Origin of the sequence: Pseudomonas sp. MPB23, assembly GCF_046605395.1 — a bacterium.
Taxonomy (GTDB): domain Bacteria; phylum Pseudomonadota; class Gammaproteobacteria; order Pseudomonadales; family Pseudomonadaceae; genus Aquipseudomonas.
Map to the genome: position 1 here is coordinate 1,685,745 of NZ_CP176771.1, position 16,906 is coordinate 1,702,650.

Consider the following 16,906-nt stretch of genomic DNA (forward strand, 5'->3'; position numbering starts at 1 on the left):
CCACTGCTACGCGGAGCAAACCCCCTCCCACCTGTTTAACCCGGCTCCGACCGTTAGACCGGTGCGGGCGCCCGACGTATGTCCGGCTGCTGCCAACCATCGGCCGCCGCTTCTTCGATCGCCTGCTGGATCGCCTTCTTGCGCATCTCTTCGGCCCGACGGCTGAAGAACCACACCAGGAAAGTCACCAGCGACACCGCCAGCAGAATCAGGCTGGCCACGGCGTTGATCTCCGGTTTGACTCCCAGGCGTACCGCCGAGAACACTTCCATCGGCAAGGTGGTCGAGCCCGGGCCAGACACGAAGCTGGCCAGTACCAGGTCATCAAGGGACAGCGCGAAGGACATCATCCCACCCGCCGCCAACGACGGCGCGATCATCGGGATGGTGATCAGGAAGAACACCTTCCACGGCCGCGCCCCGAGGTCCATCGCCGCTTCTTCGATCGACAGGTCCAGCTCACGCAGGCGCGCCGACACGACCACCGCCACATACGCGGCACAGAAGGTGGTGTGGGCGATCCAGATGGTGACGATGCCCCGTTCCTGGGGCCAGCCGATCATCTGCGCCATGGCCACGAACAGCAGCAACAGCGACAGACCGGTGATCACTTCGGGCATCACCAACGGCGCGGTCACCAGGCCGCCGAACAGCGTGCGGCCCTTGAACTGGCTGATGCGCGTCAGCACGAATGCCGCCAATGTACCCAGCGCCACGGCCGCGATGGCCGTGTAGCAGGCGATTTCCAGGGAGCGTGCCACCGAGCCCATCAACTGGGTGTTGTCCAGCAGGCCCACGTACCACTTGATCGACCAACCGCCCCACACCGTCACCAGCTTGGATTCGTTGAACGAGTAGATCACCAGAATCAGCATCGGCAGGTAGATGAACAGCAACCCCACCACCAGCATGAAGCTTGAAAAACTGACGCGCTTCATATCTTGCCCTCCATCTCTTTGGCTTGGCTGCGGTTGAACAGGATGATCGGCACGATCAGGATCGCCAGCATCACCACCGCCAGGGCAGACGCCACCGGCCAGTCACGGTTGTTGAAGAATTCTTGCCACAACACTTTACCGATCATCAGGGTTTCCGGGCCGCCGAGCAGTTCCGGGATCACGAACTCACCCACCACCGGGATAAACACCAGCATGCAACCGGCGATGATGCCGTTCTTGGACAGCGGCACGGTGATCTTCCAGAAGCTGTTGAAGGTGCTCGAACCCAGGTCAGAAGCGGCTTCCAGCAGGCTCTGGTCGTGCTTCACCAGGTTGGCGTACAGCGGCAGGATCATGAACGGCAGGTACGAATAGACCACGCCGATATACACCGCAATGTTGGTGTTGAGGATCTGCAGCGGCTCGTTGATCAGCCCGATGGACATCAGGAAGCTGTTAAGCAAGCCGTTGTTGCTGAGGATGCCCATCCACGCATACACGCGGATCAGGATCGCGGTCCAGGTCGGCATCATGATCAGCAGCACGAGGACGGTCTGCATCTCTTTGCGCGCGCTGGCGATGGCATAGGCCATCGGGTAGCCGATCAACAGGCACAGCAACGTGCTGAAGAACGCCATTTTCAGCGAGCCCAGGTACGCGGCGATGTACAACTCGTCGTCGCCGAGCATCGCGTAGTTGGCCAGGTTCAGCACCAATTGCAGCTTCTGCTCAACGAAGGTGTAGATCTCGGTGTACGGCGGGATCGCCACGTCGGCTTCGGCAAAGCTGATCTTCAGGACGATGAAGAACGGCAAGGCGAAAAACAGGAACAGCCACAGGAAAGGGATCCCGATGACCACCTGCTTGCCACTGGGGACGATGCGGTGCAAGCGCCGCTTGAGCTTCTTCATGTTCATGAGCGCAGTACCACGCCGCTGTCGTCTTCCCACCATACGTAGACCTGATCACCCCAGGTCGGCCGCTGGCCACGGCGTTCGGCGTTGGCCACGAACGACTGCACCAGCTTGCCGCTCGGCAGTTCTACGTAGAACACCGAGTGGCCGCCGAGGTAGGCGATGTCGTGCACCTTGCCGCTGGACCAGTTGTGCTCGCACGTCGGCATCTGGGTGGTGACCAGCAGTTTTTCCGGGCGGATGGCGTAGGTCACCGACTTGTCTTCCACCGCGGTGGCGATGCCGTAGCCCACGTAGATGTCGCGGTCCAGGTCAGGGCACTGGAGCACCGCGTGGCCTTCGGCGTCATCGACCACCTGGGTGTCGAAGATGTTGACGTTGCCGATGAATTCGCACACCAGGCGGCTGGTCGGCGTCTCGTAGATATCCACCGGGCTACCGATCTGCGCGATCCAGCCCAGGTGCATGATCGCGATGCGCTCGGCCATGGTCATGGCTTCTTCCTGGTCGTGGGTCACCATGACGCAGGTCACGCCGACGCGCTCGATGATTTCCACCAGTTCCAGTTGCATCTGCGAACGCAGCTTCTTGTCCAGCGCCCCCATCGGCTCATCGAGCAGCAGCAGTTTCGGGCGCTTGGCCAGGGAACGGGCCAGGGCCACACGCTGACGCTGACCACCAGACAACTGGTGCGGCTTGCGCTTGGCGTACTGGCTCATCTGTACCAGCTTGAGCATCTCGGCCACGCGGGCGTCGACTTCAGCCTTGGGAATCTTGTCCTGCTGCAGGCCGAACGCAATGTTCTGCGCCACGGTCATGTGCGGGAACAAGGCGTAGGACTGGAACATCATGTTGATCGGCCGCTCGTAGGGCGGCATATCGGTGATGTCCACACCGTCGAGGTAGATACGACCTTCGGTTGGGCGCTCGAAACCGGCGAGCATGCGCAACAAGGTGGATTTACCCGAACCCGAACCGCCGAGCAAAGCGAAGATCTCGCCTTTCTTGATTTCCAGGGACACATCGTCCACGGCAATCGTCTCGTCGAACTTCTTCGTGACCCGATCGATTTTGACCAGCACCTTCTTCGGTGTCTGGTCGCCCTCGAGGGCTTTCTTATAGGCGCCGGAGGCAACTGCCATTTACGAAACTCCCAAAAAAAACAGTGCAGTTCGCCCGATACAGGCAAACCGTGGATAGTTTGAGCCTTACTTGCCCGTCTTGACCTTGGTCCAGCTACGGGTCATTAAACGTTGCACGTTCGGGGGTAGCTCGACGTTGACGAATGTCCGATCGAGAACCGCCTGCGGTGGGTAAACCGCTTCGTCCGTGCGTATCGATTGCTCCATCAGTTTGTCCGACCCGGGGTTAGGGTTGGCGTAACCGACGTAATCACTGACCTGAGCGATTACCTCAGGCTGCAGTAAATAGTTGATGAAGGCGTGGGCCTCTTTGACACTGGTGGCGTCCTTGGGGATCGCCAGCACGTCAAACCACAGGTTGCCGCCTTCTTTCGGAATCGCGTAGGCGATATTCACGCCCTTGCCCGCCTCGCGGGCACGGGCCTTGGCCTGGAACACATCGCCGGAGAACCCGGCGGCCACGCAGATGTTGCCGTTGGCCAGGTCCGAGATGTATTTGGACGAATGGAAGTAGGTCACGTAGGGCCGCACTTTCAGCAACTTTTCTTCGGCCTTCTTGTAGTCTTCGGGGTTGGTGCTGTTGGGGTTCAGGCCCATGTAGTTGAGCACCGCCGGCAGCATTTCATCCGCCGAGTCCATAAAGGATACGCCGCACGTGGCCAGCTTCTTCATGTTCTCCGGCTCGAACAGCATGGCCCAGGAGTCGATCTTGTCGACGCCCAGCACGGCTTTGACTTTTTCGACGTTGTAACCGATGCCGTTGGTGCCCCACAGGTACGGCACTGCGTACTGGTTGCCCGGGTCGTTCTTCTCCAGGCGCTTGAGCAGCACAGGGTCAAGGTTGGCATAGTTCGTCAGCAACGACTTATCGAGCTTCTGGAACGCCCCGGCCTTGATCTGCTTGCCGAGGAAGTGGTTGGACGGCACCACCACGTCGTAACCGGTACGCCCGGCGAGCAACTTGCCTTCCAGGGTTTCGTTGGAATCAAACACGTCGTACACCGGCTTGATACCGGTGGTTTTTTCGAAGTTGGCCAGGGTGTCGGGGCCGATGTAGTCCGACCAGTTATAAACATGCACAGTCGATGCGGCCTGCACGCTGACAGCCAGCGTGATACCTGCACCCACCAGCAAGGCTTGGCGAAATAAAGAAATTGGCAAGTGGAGGTCCTCTTAAATAGTTGGGCCCAAAGTTGTTGCCCGACAACAAAACCGGCGCGCAACTTACCCTCGATAAACCGATCCGGCAAAACTTTCTGTCATTTAATACTGTACGGTTGCCGCGCTTTGTAGGAGCAAGCTTGCTCGCGAAGAACTCACAGGCAACGCGGGCGACCAGAGGCGCTGCGTTATCGTTGATGATTTTCGCGAGCCAGCTCGCTCCTACAGGTTTCCTCGCTTACTTACCGGATTTGATTTTGGTCCAGCTGCGCGTCATTTCACGCTGGGTTGCAGCCGGCAGGTCAGCAATGGCGTAGAGCTTGGCTTGCACTTCCACAGACGGGTAGATGCCCGGATCGCTGGTGATGTCTTTGTCGACCAGTGCAGTGGCTTTCTCGTTACCGTTCGGGAAACGGACGCTGTTGGTGATCCCGGCCATGACTTTTGGCTCGAGCAGGTAGTTCATGAACTTGTAGGCGGCTTCGACGTTTTCGGCATCTTTAGGGATGGCGACCATGTCGTAGAAGCTACCAGCACCTTCTTTTGGAATGTCGTAGGCCACTTTGACTTTGCCACCGGCTTCAGCCGCGCGGGACTTGGCCTGCTGGATGTCACCCGAGTAACCCACGGCCACGCAGATGTTGCCGTTGGCGAGGTCGGAAATGTACTTGGACGAGTGGAAGTAGCCGATCGAAGGACGGATTTTCAGGAACAAGGCTTCGGCTTGTTTGAGATCTTCTTTCTTCTGGCTGTCGGTCGGCAGGCCCAGGTAGTGCAGCGCGATAGGCAGCATTTCGGTTGGCGAGTCGAGGAAGCTCACGCCGCAGCTTTTCAGCTTGGCGATGTTCTCAGGTTTGAGCAGGGTGTCCCAGGAATCGATCTTGTCGACGCCCAACGCGGCCTTGACCTTCTCCGGGTTGTAGCCGATGCCGATCGAGCCCCACATGTACGGGAAAGCGTGCTTGTTGTCCGGGTCGCTGACCGACACGGCTTTAAGCAGGGATTTGTTCAGGTTGTCGTAGTTGGACAGTTTGGACTTGTCCAGCTCCTGGTAGACACCCGCCTTGATCTGCTTGGCGAGGAAGTTGTTCGACGGTACGACGATGTCGTAACCGGACTTGCCTGCCAGCAACTTGGCTTCCAGCGTCTCGTTGCTGTCGAAAACGTCGTACACCACTTTGATGCCCGACTCTTTTTCAAAGTTGGCAATGGTGTCCGGAGCGATATAGTCGGACCAGTTGTAGACGTGCAGCACTTTATCGTCTGCCTGGACCGCGCCCGCCATTGCGCCCATCAGGGACAAGGCGAGGAGGGTCTTGCCAGCGTTCTTCAAACCTAATGCCTTCATTTGGTGATGCTCCAATTTTTCTTTTTTGGGCCACAAGCTTTGTATGTTTCGCCACCCACCAAGGACAACAAAACAGGATGACAGTCTGGCAAGTTCCTAGGCCGGCTTTCAACCAACACGCCCTATTTATAGAAGCGTATCGATCACCGCCCAGACGCAGCGCCAGAGGCCGCTGCGCACTGAGCCTAGCACTTAGCCCTGCAATGCCGCCAAAGTCAGGTCCAGACAGTGACGAGCCTTGGTTACCAGCTCGTCGATTTCAGCCTTGCTGATTACCAGCGGCGGCGAAATGATCATCGTGTCGCCCACAGCGCGCATGATCAGGCCATTCTCGAAGCAGAACGTGCGGCAGATCATGCCAGCACCACGGCCTTCGTAACGCTTGCGCGTCGCTTTGTCCTGAACCAACTCAATTGCACCGAGCATGCCAACACCACGCACTTCCCCCACCAACGGGTGATCAGCCAGCTCCCTCAGACGTTTCTGCAAATAGGGTGCCGTTTCGTCGTGTACACGCTTAACAATTTGTTCATCACGCATGATGCGGATGTTTTCCAACGCGACCGCTGCCGCCACCGGGTGGCCGGAATAGGTGAAGCCGTGGTTGAAATCGCCGCCTTCGTTGAGCACCGCCACCACGTCATCGCGCACGATCAGGCCGCCCATGGGGACGTAGCCCGAGGTCAGGCCTTTGGCGATGGTCATCATGTCGGGCTTGAGGTCGTAGAAATCGCTACCGAACCACTCACCGGTACGGCCGAAACCGCAGATCACTTCGTCGGCGACGAACAGGATGTCGTACTTGGCGAGGATTTCCTTGATGCGCGGCCAGTAGGTGGCGGGCGGTACGATCACGCCACCGGCACCCTGGATCGGCTCGGCAATGAAGGCACCGACGTTGTCCACGCCCAGTTCCAGGATCTTCTCTTCCAGTTGGTTGGCCGCCCATACGCCGAACTCTTCGGGGCTCATGTCGCCGCCTTCGCCGAACCAGTACGGCTGGGCAATGTGGACAATGCCTGGAATCGGCAAATCGCCCTGCTCATGCATATACGTCATGCCGCCCAGGCTCGCGCCGGCCACGGTGGAGCCGTGGTAGCCATTCTTGCGGCTGATGATGGTTTTCTTGTTTGGCTGGCCCTTGATCGCCCAATAGTGGCGCACCATACGCAGCATGGTGTCGTTGCCTTCGGAGCCAGAACCGGTGAAGAACACGTGATTCATGCCGGCCGGCGCGATGTCGGAGATCGCCTTGGCCAGTTCCAGTACCGGCGGGTGGGCGGTCTGGAAGAACAGGTTGTAGTACGGCAGCTCTTTCATCTGCTTGGCGGCGGCGTCAGCCAGTTCATGGCGACCGTAACCGATCGCCACGCACCACAGGCCGGCCATGCCGTCGAGAATCTTGTTGCCTTCGCTGTCCCACAGGTAAACGCCGTCGGCTTTGGTGATGATCCGCGGGCCTTTCTCTTTCAACTGCTTGAAGTCGCTGAACGGCGCCAAGTGGTGATCGCTGCTCAAGGCTTGCCATTCACGGGTTTGCGGGTTGTTGCTGGACATACCAATCTCCTAGACTTTTCAGTGAAAGGCGCACCCTTTTAAAGGGCGCGCCCGGCGCGTCAGACGGCGAAGAGCAGAAACTCCCGCTCCCACGAACTGATCACGCGCTTGAAGTTTTCATGCTCGGCCCGCTTGACCGCGACGTAGCCAGTGATGAATTTGTGACCCAGGTATTTCTCGATGGTCTTGCTGTTTTCCATGCGTTCCAGGGCGTCTTCGATGGTCAGCGGCAGGCGCAGATTGCGCCGTTCGTAACCACGGCCGACGACCGGCGCACTCGGGTTATGTCCTTCGACCATGCCGATGTAGCCGCACAACAGGCTGGCGGCAATCGCCAGGTACGGGTTGGCGTCAGCGCCCGGCAGGCGGTTTTCCACGCGACGGTTCTGCGGGCCGGCATCCGGTACGCGCAGGCCGACGGTGCGGTTCTCTTCGCCCCACTCCACGTTCACCGGCGCCGAGGTGTCCGGCAGGAAGCGGCGGAACGAGTTCACGTTGGGGGCAAATAGCGGCAGCAATTCGGGGATGAATTTCTGCAGGCCGCCGATGTGGTTGAGGAACAGTTGGCTCATGGTCCCGTCTTCATTGGAGAAGACGTTCTTGCCGGTGGCGATGTCGATGATGCTCTGGTGCAGGTGCATCGCGCTGCCGGGCTCGCCGGTCATGGGCTTGGCCATAAAGGTGGCGGCCACGTCGTGCTTGAGCGCGGCTTCACGCATGGTGCGCTTGAACACCAGGATCTGGTCGGCCAGGGACAGGGCATCGCCGTGACGGAAGTTGATCTCCATCTGCGCCGTGCCGTCCTCATGGATCAGGGTGTCGAGGTCCAGTTCCTGCAGTTCGCACCAGTCGTAGACGTCCTCGAACAGCGGGTCGAATTCGTTGGCCGCCTCTATAGAGAAGGACTGGCGACCGGTTTCAGGGCGCCCGGAACGGCCAATCGGCGGTTGCAGCGGGAAGTCCGGGTCTTCGCAGCGTTTGGTCAGGTAGAACTCCATCTCCGGCGCCACGATGGGCTGCCAGCCTTTGTCGGCATAGAGCTTGAGGACTTTCTTGAGCACGTTGCGCGGCGACAGCTCGATCGGGTTGCCTTGCTTGTCGTAGGTGTCGTGGATCACCTGGGCGGTGGGCTCGATGGCCCATGGCACCAGGAACACCGCGTTCTGGTCGGGGCGGCAGATCATGTCGATGTCGGCCGGGTCGAGCAGTTCGTAATAGATGTCGTCTTCGACATAGTCGCCGGTCACGGTCTGCAACAGAACGCTCTCGGGCAGGCGCATGCCTTTTTCGGCGATGAACTTGTTGGTCGGCGAGATCTTGCCCCGGGTGATGCCGGTCAAGTCGCCAATCATGCATTCGACTTCTGTGATCTTGTGGTCTTTCAACCAATCGGTGAGCTGGTCGAGGTTGTTACTCATAAATGCCTCTGGGCTGGGTTTCCTGGCGTCCATTAAAGGCCAGGCGTCGGTTGACGCATCGGCGTCGCTGGTTCATCAGAGTGGGAGCTTAACCGCCATTTGGGGTGCCGTTGCACTCCTAAAGCAAAAGGCTTGCCTCCCGTGCAGGATAATGAGCGGCAACCGCAAAAAAGGCAGGACCGGCGTCATGGAAAGGTCGAGTACAAGAAAATGAACGGGTAACGCGAACTGCATCCTGGCCGTCAAGAATAATGGCCGGAGCGAGGGGACTTATCGGGGAAGGCATAATCAACGGGAATGCGCGCTCGCAACATTCGCCATGGATGTGAAAAGCATGCAGACCGACCTGTTTCGAGCAGGTGGTGATGCCGATCAACGGCAGGCCAGACATGAAGCACCCCGGTATTATTACTGTTATGGGTTTGAATCGAGCTTAGCCTTGTTCATTTTTTTACACAACACCCCCGTAAAAAATACAACACGGCCCGCTCAAGCCTGCTAGTCCCATGCGGGTCAAACCGACAAAACCGCCCCAAAAAGCCCCAAAAAAGCCCTCAGTGCGCTTTTTCAGGGCAAAAAAGGCCTCGCTTGACTTCGGCATGCCGTTCGGGTTGACTGAAACCTGAAAAGATCAATGATTGATATTTTTAACAACAAAGGTGTTGCATCATGTCGGTACCCCCGCGTGCCGTTCAGCTTAACGAAGCGAACGCGTTCCTTAAGGATCATCCTGAGGTTCTGTACGTAGACCTTCTAATTGCGGATATGAATGGTGTGGTGCGCGGCAAGCGCATCGAACGCACCAGCCTCCACAAGGTTTACGAGAAAGGCATTAACCTGCCTGCCTCTTTATTTGCCCTGGATATCAATGGCTCGACGGTGGAAAGCACCGGCCTGGGCCTGGACATCGGTGATGCTGACCGAATCTGCTATCCAATCCCCGACACCCTGTGCAATGAGCCCTGGCAAAAGCGCCCGACCGCGCAACTGCTGATGACCATGCACGAACTTGAAGGTGAACCTTTCTTCGCCGATCCGCGCGAAGTCCTCCGCCAAGTTGTGAGCAAATTCGACGACCTCGGTCTGACCATCTGCGCCGCCTTCGAGCTCGAGTTCTACCTGATCGACCAGGAGAACGTGAACGGCCGCCCACAACCGCCGCGCTCGCCGATCTCCGGCAAACGCCCGCACTCGACACAGGTCTACCTGATCGACGATCTCGACGAATACGTCGACTGCCTCCAGGACATCCTGGAAGGTGCCAAGGAGCAAGGCATCCCGGCCGACGCCATCGTCAAGGAAAGTGCCCCGGCGCAGTTCGAAGTGAACCTGCACCACGTGGCCGACCCGATCAAGGCCTGCGACTACGCCGTACTGCTCAAGCGCCTGATCAAGAACATCGCCTACGACCATGAGATGGACACCACCTTCATGGCCAAGCCTTACCCCGGCCAGGCAGGCAACGGTTTGCACGTACACATTTCGATCCTGGACAAGGACGGCAAAAACATCTTTGCCAGCGAGGATCCCGAGCAGAACGCCGCATTGCGTCACGCGATCGGCGGTGTGCTGGAGACCCTACCCGCCCAGATGGCGTTCCTGTGCCCTAACGTCAACTCCTACCGTCGTTTCGGCGCACAGTTCTACGTGCCGAACTCGCCGTGCTGGGGCCTGGACAACCGCACCGTGGCGATTCGCGTGCCGACCGGCGCGGCCGACTCCGTGCGTATCGAACACCGCGTGGCCGGTGCCGATGCCAACCCTTACCTGCTGATGGCTTCGGTCCTGGCGGGCGTGCACCACGGTCTGACCAACCAGATCGAACCGGGCGCACCGGTGGAAGGCAACAGCTACGAGCAGAACGAGCAGAGCCTGCCGAACAACCTGCGCGATGCCCTGCGCGAGTTGGACGACAGCGAGGTGATGGCCAAGTACATCGATCCTAAATACATCGATATCTTCGTCGCCTGTAAGGAAAGTGAGCTGGAAGAGTTCGAACACTCCATCTCCGACCTTGAGTACAACTGGTATCTGCATACCGTGTAAGCAGTGGTTGCACTGAAAAAACGCCGCCGGCCTTTGGTCTGTGGCGTTTTTTATGGGTTTATCCTGGTAGACCGAGTTGGCCTTATCGGGAGCAAGCCCCCTCCCACACTTGACTGCATTTCAAGGTTGGAACTCAGTCAAGTGTGGGAGGGGGCTTGCTCCCGATAGCGGCTTGGCAGACAACACCGGTTCCTGCTCATACAATGCCCGCTGCCTTGTAGGAGACTTCCATGACCACCCGCCCCGCCGCCCCTCGCAAACCCCGCGCCCGCAGCCAGGCCCGGATCGACGCGATCCTCGACGCCGCCCGCACCTTGCTGGCCGCCGAAGGCGTGGCCGGTTTGTCGATCTACAACGTGGCCGAGCGCGCACAGATTCCACCGTCCTCGGTGTATCACTTCTTCGCCAGCGTGCCGGCACTGCTGGAAGCCTTGACCGCGGACGTCCACGCCGCCTTCCGCGCCGCCATCCAGGCCCCCATCGACCATGAATCCCTCAAGCACTGGCGCGACCTGTCCTACATCGTCGAACAACGCATGCTCACTATCTACGAGCAAGACGCCGCCGCACGCCAGTTGATCCTGACTCAACATGGACTCACCGAAGTGACCCAGGCGGATCGCCAGCATGATCTGGAATTGGGTGATTTGATGCTGGAAGTGTTCAGTCGCCACTTTGAAGTGCCGAGCCTCCCGGCGGATGTGGATGTGTTCGCGTTGGCGCTGGAGTTGAGTGATCGCGTGTACGCACGCTCAGTGCATCAGCATGGGCTGATCACACCGCGCATGGCAGAGGAAGGGATGCGCGTGTTCGATGCGTATGTCGGGCTTTATTTACCGATGTATTTACCCAAGCGGTCCGCATCGGTCTGAGCGACCAATAACGCCAGGCTTCATGCGGGTCTAAAACCAGGCAGGCCATTGGCTGCACGCCAAGATTTGATTGTATGAGTAATACCCTCGGCTGAATTATCAGCACCTTCCTCGGGGTAATAAATAAGATCAGACCCCGCAGGGTGTTCGGTGATACGTTCAAACTCATCAAGTAAAGGATCTAAAACCTCATCTGGAGCACCTTTATTTGCCTTAAATATTTCCTGCATGAAGCTAATGAATTGATCTTCTGTATCTTCTGAAATACTCGATTTCATAGATCTATTTCCGATGAATATCAATGTGATTTTTTGGGGTTGTAACTCGCAGATTGTCTACCGAGCGCCGAATCAACCGCCACAGCTTTCCAAAACGCCTTCCTAAACGCATCAAAACTACCAAAGCTCTTCCCCCTCAGTTGATCCGCAATCCTCGTACCCAGCCCAGCCCCCGCACCCGCTAGCCAGAGTCCTTCTACGTCTTGCTCCTGCCTGTAACGACGCCCGGATCAAGCCGGACATTCATCACGATATATAGAGGTTTTTTCCCCGAATCGGCCGGAAAAAACAGGATGAAATCCCTGTAATCGATAACGGAGTTCGGCAGGTTGCAGGACTTGGCAAATACACACCCGATCGGTTCCGGAAGCGGCTCGGGGGGAGTCTTCACAGGCGAGATGAATTCACGAACGGAGTGACAAAAAAACCCCGACAGGCTTTCACCTTCGGGGCTTTGTACGCAGCATCGATCACAACTTGGCGATCGACACCTCGGTGGACTTCACAAAGGCAATCACTTCGCTGCCGATCACCAGTTCCAGCTCCTTGACCGAGCGGGTGGTGATCACGGAGGTGACGATGCCGGATGCGGTCTGTACGTCGATTTCCGAGAGTACGTCGCCTTCGACGATTTCCTTGATGGTGCCTTTGAATTGGTTACGCACGTTGATGGCTTTGATGGTCATGTCGTTCTTCCTTCATGGGACAAGTGAGTTATTGCGCCCAACGCAATTGCGTCGGCAGCGGTGAAACAGGTTCGGGTTCCGGCGGGGTGCCGGGCAGTGACAACACACGGTTGAGCACCTGCGCTTCCAGCGCGGCCAGGCGATGGGAGCCTCGGGCGCGTGGGCGCGGCAGGTCGACGATCAGGTCGAGGCCGACTTCGCCCTCTTCGATCAGGATCACCCGGTCGGCAATCGCCACGGCTTCGCTGACGTCGTGGGTCACCAGCAACACGGTGAAACCGTGCTTCTGCCAGAGGTTTTCGATCAGTTGCTGCATCTCGATGCGCGTCAGGGCATCCAGCGCCCCCAGCGGCTCGTCCAGCAGCAGCAGGCGCGGCTGGTGAATCAGCGCGCGGGCCAGTGCCACGCGCTGCTTCTGGCCACCGGACAGCGCCGCTGGCCACTCATCGGCACGCTCGGCCAGGCCGACCGCTTCCAGGGCTTCCAGCGCCTTGGGACGCCAGTTGCCCTTGAGGCCCAGGCCGACGTTGTCGATGATCTTTTTCCACGGCAGCAGACGCGCTTCCTGGAACATCAACCGCGTGTCTTCGATCGCTTCGCTCAAGGGCGCGGAACCGGCCAGCAGCTCACCGCCGCTGGCTTTGTCCAGCCCGGCCAACAGGCGCAGCAAGGTGCTTTTGCCGCAACCGCTGCGGCCGACCACCGCCACAAACTGGCCGGCAGGAATGTGCAGGTCGATGTCCTTGAGCACTTCCCGCGCACCAAAGGCCTTACGCAACTTGCGCACGACCAGCGGGATGCCTTTCAACAGGCGGGGAGGTTGTTGAGCGGTCATGCCGCACCTCCTTTGTTCACTTGATAAGCCGGGTGCCAGCGCAGCCACACGCGCTCCAATCCACGGGCGGCCAGATCGGCCAGCTTGCCGAGGATGGCGTACATGACAATGGCCAGTACCACCACGTCGGTTTGCAGGAATTCACGGGCGTTCATCGCCAGGTAACCGATACCGGAACTGGCCGAGATGGTTTCCGCCACGATCAGCGTCAGCCACATGAAGCCCAGGGCAAAGCGCACGCCCACCAGAATCGAAGGCAGCGCACCTGGCAGGATCACCTGGCGGAACAGGCTGAACCCGGAGAGGCCATAGCTGCGCGCCATTTCCACCAGCGCCGGGTCGACGTTGCGGATACCGTGATAGGTGTTGAGGTAGATCGGGAACAGCGTGCCGAGGGCGACCAGGAAAATCTTCGCGGTCTCGTCAATGCCGAACCACAGGATCACCAGCGGGATCAGCGCCAGGTGCGGCACGTTGCGGATCATCTGCACCGAGCTGTCCAGCAGGCGCTCGCCCCACTTCGACAAGCCGGTGATGAAACCCAGGGCCAGGCCGATGCTGCCACCGATCACAAAGCCCAGGCCGGCACGCCAGCCGCTGATGGCCAGGTGGGTCCAGATTTCACCGCTGACCACCAGATGGACCCCGGCTTCAATCACGGCACTGGGCGCCGGCAGGATGCGGGTCGACAACCAGCCTGCCGATACCGACAACTGCCACACCGCCAGCAATAGAATCGGCAGCACCCAGGGCGCCACGCGATGGCTCAACTGTTCAAGGTTCATGGCGGCGCCTCAGCTCTGTGACGCAGCTTTGGGAAGGATGTCGTTGGCGACCATCTCGCCGAACGGGCTGACGTAGCCGGCGCTTTTCGGCAGCTCGGGACGTTCGATGTCCAGATGGGGGAACAACAGTTCAGCGACCCGATACGACTCTTCCAGGTGCGGGTAGCCGGAGAAGATAAAGGTGTCGATGCCCAGCGCGGCGTATTCCTTGACCCGCGCCGCGACCGTCGGGCCATCGCCCACCAGCGCGGTCCCCGCACCGCCGCGCACCAGGCCGACGCCGGCCCACAGGTTGGGGCTGACCTCCAGGTTGTCGCGGTTGCCACCATGCAGGGCGGCCATGCGTTGCTGGCCGACCGAATCGAAGCGAGCCAGGGAAGCCTGGGCACGGGCGATGGTGTCGTCGTCCAGATGGGAGATCAGTTTGTCGGCGGCTTTCCAGGCTTCATCGTTGGTTTCGCGCACGATCACATGCAGGCGGATGCCGAAGCGCACGGTGCGCCCCAGTTTCGCGGCCTTGGCCCGTACCTGTTCGATCTTTTCCGCCACGGCAGCCGGCGGCTCGCCCCAGGTCAGCACCATATCCACCTGCTCGGCCGCCAGGTCCTGGGCGGCTTCGGAAGAACCGCCGAAGTACAGCGGCGGACGCGGTTGCTGGATCGGCGGATAGAGCAATTTGGCGCCTTTGACGCTGATGTGCTGGCCGTCGTAATCGACGGTTTCGCCTTCCAGCACGCGACGCCAGATGCGGGTGAATTCCACTGAGGCCTGATAGCGCTCTTCGTGGCTGAGAAACAAACCGTCGCCGGCCAATTCTTCCGGATCACCGCCCGTCACCAGGTTGAACAACGCCCGGCCGCCGGACAGGCGATCGAGGGTCGCGGCCTGACGCGCCGCCACCGTCGGGGAAATGATCCCGGGGCGCAGCGCGACGAGGAATTTCAAACGCTGGGTCACCGGGATCAGCGAGGCGGCCACCAGCCACGAGTCTTCGCAGGAGCGCCCAGTGGGGATCAGCACCCCGCCAAATCCCAGGCGATCAGCAGCCTGGGCCACTTGCTGCAAATAACCGTGGTCGACGGCGCGAGCGCCTTCAGCGGTGCCAAGGTAATGGCCGTCGCCGTGGGTAGGCAGGAACCAGAAAATAGTGAGGCTCATGGAGTTGTCTCCTGAAGAAGTCGGATTACGGCGCTTTGGCCACGGCGGCGGGTGGCGTCCAGATCACGTCCTTGATGCTCAAGGGTTTGGGGATCAATTTGAGTTGGTAGAAGGTGTCGGCGATTTTCTGCTGGGCGGCGACCACTTCCGGGGTCAGGAACAGCGCGCCGTAGCCCTGGCGTTTCACCGAGGTCAGGGTGATGTCTGCCGGCAGGCCGAGCAGCGGCGCGACTTGTTCGGTGACTTCCTGCGGGTTGGCCTTGGACCATTCGCCCACGGCGCGCACTTCTTCGATCAGCGCCTTGACCACTGCGGGGTGTTGTTCGGCGTAAGGTTTGGTGGCCAGGTAGAACTGATGGTTGTCGGCGATGCCGCTACCGTCACGCAGGGTGCGCGCCTGCAGTTGTTTCTCTGCCGCAGCCTGGTACGGGTCCCAGATCACCCAGGCGTCCACGCTGCCACGTTCGAACGCGGCACGCGCATCGGCGGGCGGCAGAAAGACGGTCTGCACGTCGGTGTATTTCAGACCGGCATCTTCCAGGGCACGCACCAGCAGGTAGTGCACGTTGGAGCCTTTGTTGAGCACGACTTTCTTGCCCTTGAGCTCGGCCACCGATTTGATCGGCGAATCTTTGGGTACCAGGATCGCTTCACTGGTCGGCGCGGGCGGTTCGTAGGCGACGTAGAGCAGGTCGGCACCCGCCGCCTGGGCGAACACCGGCGGGGTTTCGCCGGTGACGCCGAAGTCGATGGAGCCGACGTTCAGGCCTTCGAGCAATTGCGGGCCGCCGGGAAACTCGGTCCATTGCACCTGCACGCCCTGGGCGGCCAGGCGCTTTTCCAGGGTGCCCTTGGCCTTGAGCAGCACCAGGGTGCCGTATTTCTGATAGCCGATCCGCAGGGTTTCGGCGGCTTGGGCTTGAACAATGGCGCCGAAGGACACAGCCGCAGCAAACAGTGCGACCAGACCACGACGCAAGATGACAGTGCGCATGGCGCTCTCTCCAAATAGTGCGATGAGGGATTGGCTGCACCTGCTTGGCCGTTGGCGGCTGAGTAAGGTGAGTACTTCGTTGTAGCGGTAAGGCTTAAATGCTCCAGCGAGCACTCAATAAACGATCGTTCAATACATGGGGGTCCAGCGGTTTCGGGCGACGGACCATGGCGCTGTAGAGCGTCTCCAGGGCTTCGTGCAAACGGTGTTCGAGCACCGGCACCAGTTGCGCCTGGACACTGCCTTCGCCATAGGCGATCTGGCTGTCCTCGGCAAAAATCCCGTGGAGCAATTCCTGGGCCTTGAGCGCCGACAACACCGGCTTCAAGGCGTAGTCCACCGCCAGCATGTGGGCGATGCTGCCGCCGGTGGCGATGGGCAATACCACCTTGTGGGCCAGGGCGCGTTCGGGCAGCAGGTCGAGCACGGTTTTCAGCGCACCGGAGAACGAGGCCTTGTACACCGGCGTCGCGATGACCAGGCCATCGGCGTTGGCCACCTGTTGCAGCAGGTCGATGACCTTGGGGCTGTCGAAGCGCGCATGCAGCAAGTCTTCGGCCGGGAAGTCCCGTATCTGGTAACTCACCACTTCCACACCTTTGTCTTGCAACCACTGACGGGATTTATCCAACAAGACCCCGGAGCGGGAACGTTGGCTGGGACTGCCTCCAAGTGTTACGACCAGCATGCAGGTATTCCTTGAGCAAGTGTCGGCGGTTCGCTGTGCGGCGATGGCGCCAAGATGGAACAGACCTTATCAGCAGATTTATATAT

18 protein-coding genes are annotated in these 16,906 nt (G+C 59.6%); 2 read left to right on the plus strand and 16 right to left on the minus strand.

Annotated elements, in window-relative coordinates; all coding sequences use genetic code 11:
• Positions 1–53 precede the first annotated feature (53 nt).
• The 7 genes from ACLH0J_RS07820 to ACLH0J_RS07850 all read right to left on the minus strand — a co-directional run bounded on the left by ACLH0J_RS07820 (position 54) and on the right by ACLH0J_RS07850 (position 8,478).
• A complete protein-coding gene (locus ACLH0J_RS07820) occupies positions 54–938 on the minus strand; it encodes an ABC transporter permease subunit (RefSeq protein ID WP_411391522.1) in 885 nt (294 codons plus the stop codon).
• Positions 935–1,855, minus strand: coding sequence for an ABC transporter permease subunit (locus ACLH0J_RS07825; RefSeq protein ID WP_411391523.1), 921 nt, complete (start codon positions 1,853–1,855; stop codon positions 935–937). Before ACLH0J_RS07825 ends, ACLH0J_RS07820 begins: the two co-directional genes overlap by 4 nt.
• Complete coding sequence (locus ACLH0J_RS07830; RefSeq protein WP_411391524.1) at positions 1,852–2,994, minus strand: ABC transporter ATP-binding protein; 1,143 nt, start codon at positions 2,992–2,994, stop codon at positions 1,852–1,854. Before ACLH0J_RS07830 ends, ACLH0J_RS07825 begins: the two co-directional genes overlap by 4 nt.
• Positions 2,995–3,060: 66 nt before the next feature.
• On the minus strand, positions 3,061–4,155 hold the full coding sequence (locus ACLH0J_RS07835; protein ID WP_411391525.1) for a polyamine ABC transporter substrate-binding protein: 1,095 nt from the start codon (positions 4,153–4,155) through the stop codon (positions 3,061–3,063).
• Between the two features lie 238 nt (positions 4,156–4,393).
• Positions 4,394–5,488 carry a polyamine ABC transporter substrate-binding protein gene (locus ACLH0J_RS07840; protein WP_411392786.1) on the minus strand — a complete coding sequence of 365 codons (1,095 nt, stop codon included), beginning with the start codon at positions 5,486–5,488 and terminating at the stop codon, positions 4,394–4,396.
• A 207-nt stretch (positions 5,489–5,695) separates the two neighbouring features.
• Positions 5,696–7,060 (minus strand): aspartate aminotransferase family protein, encoded by a 1,365-nt coding sequence (locus ACLH0J_RS07845; protein WP_411391526.1) that lies wholly within the window; start codon positions 7,058–7,060, stop codon positions 5,696–5,698.
• Positions 7,061–7,119: 59 nt separating this feature from the next.
• Entirely contained in the window at positions 7,120–8,478 is a 1,359-nt protein-coding gene (locus tag ACLH0J_RS07850; RefSeq protein WP_017845082.1) for a glutamine synthetase family protein, read from the minus strand.
• 669 nt (positions 8,479–9,147) lie between these two features.
• Here ACLH0J_RS07850 and ACLH0J_RS07855 point away from each other — a divergent pair.
• The gene (locus ACLH0J_RS07855) at positions 9,148–10,524 is read left to right on the plus strand and encodes a glutamine synthetase family protein (RefSeq protein ID WP_010564463.1); all 1,377 of its coding nucleotides are present in this window, start codon (positions 9,148–9,150) and stop codon (positions 10,522–10,524) included.
• 230 nt (positions 10,525–10,754) lie between these two features.
• Entirely contained in the window at positions 10,755–11,396 is a 642-nt protein-coding gene (locus ACLH0J_RS07860) for a TetR/AcrR family transcriptional regulator (protein WP_411391527.1), read from the plus strand.
• Positions 11,397–11,416: 20 nt separating this feature from the next.
• On the opposite strand, the gene ACLH0J_RS07865 is transcribed toward ACLH0J_RS07860, so the two are convergent.
• The 9 genes from ACLH0J_RS07865 to ssuE form a co-directional block, all read right to left on the minus strand.
• The gene (locus ACLH0J_RS07865) at positions 11,417–11,674 is read right to left on the minus strand and encodes a bacteriocin immunity protein (RefSeq protein WP_411391528.1); all 258 of its coding nucleotides are present in this window, start codon (positions 11,672–11,674) and stop codon (positions 11,417–11,419) included.
• Between the two features lie 20 nt (positions 11,675–11,694).
• Positions 11,695–11,838 (minus strand): hypothetical protein, encoded by a 144-nt coding sequence (locus ACLH0J_RS07870; protein WP_411392787.1) that lies wholly within the window; start codon positions 11,836–11,838, stop codon positions 11,695–11,697.
• A 32-nt stretch (positions 11,839–11,870) separates the two neighbouring features.
• A complete protein-coding gene (locus ACLH0J_RS07875) occupies positions 11,871–12,065 on the minus strand; it encodes an S-type pyocin domain-containing protein (RefSeq protein WP_411391529.1) in 195 nt (64 codons plus the stop codon).
• 79 nt (positions 12,066–12,144) lie between these two features.
• Positions 12,145–12,360 carry a molybdopterin-binding protein gene (locus ACLH0J_RS07880; protein WP_003213899.1) on the minus strand — a complete coding sequence of 72 codons (216 nt, stop codon included), beginning with the start codon at positions 12,358–12,360 and terminating at the stop codon, positions 12,145–12,147.
• Between the two features lie 28 nt (positions 12,361–12,388).
• Positions 12,389–13,195 (minus strand): aliphatic sulfonates ABC transporter ATP-binding protein, encoded by an 807-nt coding sequence (ssuB, locus tag ACLH0J_RS07885; RefSeq protein WP_411391530.1) that lies wholly within the window; start codon positions 13,193–13,195, stop codon positions 12,389–12,391.
• Positions 13,192–13,980: an aliphatic sulfonate ABC transporter permease SsuC gene (gene ssuC, locus ACLH0J_RS07890; protein ID WP_411391531.1), complete on the minus strand. Its 789-nt coding sequence runs from the start codon at positions 13,978–13,980 to the stop codon at positions 13,192–13,194. Before ssuC ends, ssuB begins: the two co-directional genes overlap by 4 nt.
• A gap of 9 nt (positions 13,981–13,989) precedes the next feature.
• Positions 13,990–15,138, minus strand: a complete 1,149-nt coding sequence (gene ssuD / locus ACLH0J_RS07895; RefSeq protein ID WP_411391532.1) for an FMNH2-dependent alkanesulfonate monooxygenase — start codon at positions 15,136–15,138, stop codon at positions 13,990–13,992.
• A 25-nt stretch (positions 15,139–15,163) separates the two neighbouring features.
• On the minus strand, positions 15,164–16,132 hold the full coding sequence (locus ACLH0J_RS07900) for a sulfonate ABC transporter substrate-binding protein (RefSeq protein WP_411391533.1): 969 nt from the start codon (positions 16,130–16,132) through the stop codon (positions 15,164–15,166).
• Positions 16,133–16,226: 94 nt separating this feature from the next.
• Positions 16,227–16,820 carry an NADPH-dependent FMN reductase gene (gene ssuE / locus ACLH0J_RS07905; RefSeq protein ID WP_411391534.1) on the minus strand — a complete coding sequence of 198 codons (594 nt, stop codon included), beginning with the start codon at positions 16,818–16,820 and terminating at the stop codon, positions 16,227–16,229.
• Positions 16,821–16,906: the final 86 nt, after the last annotated feature.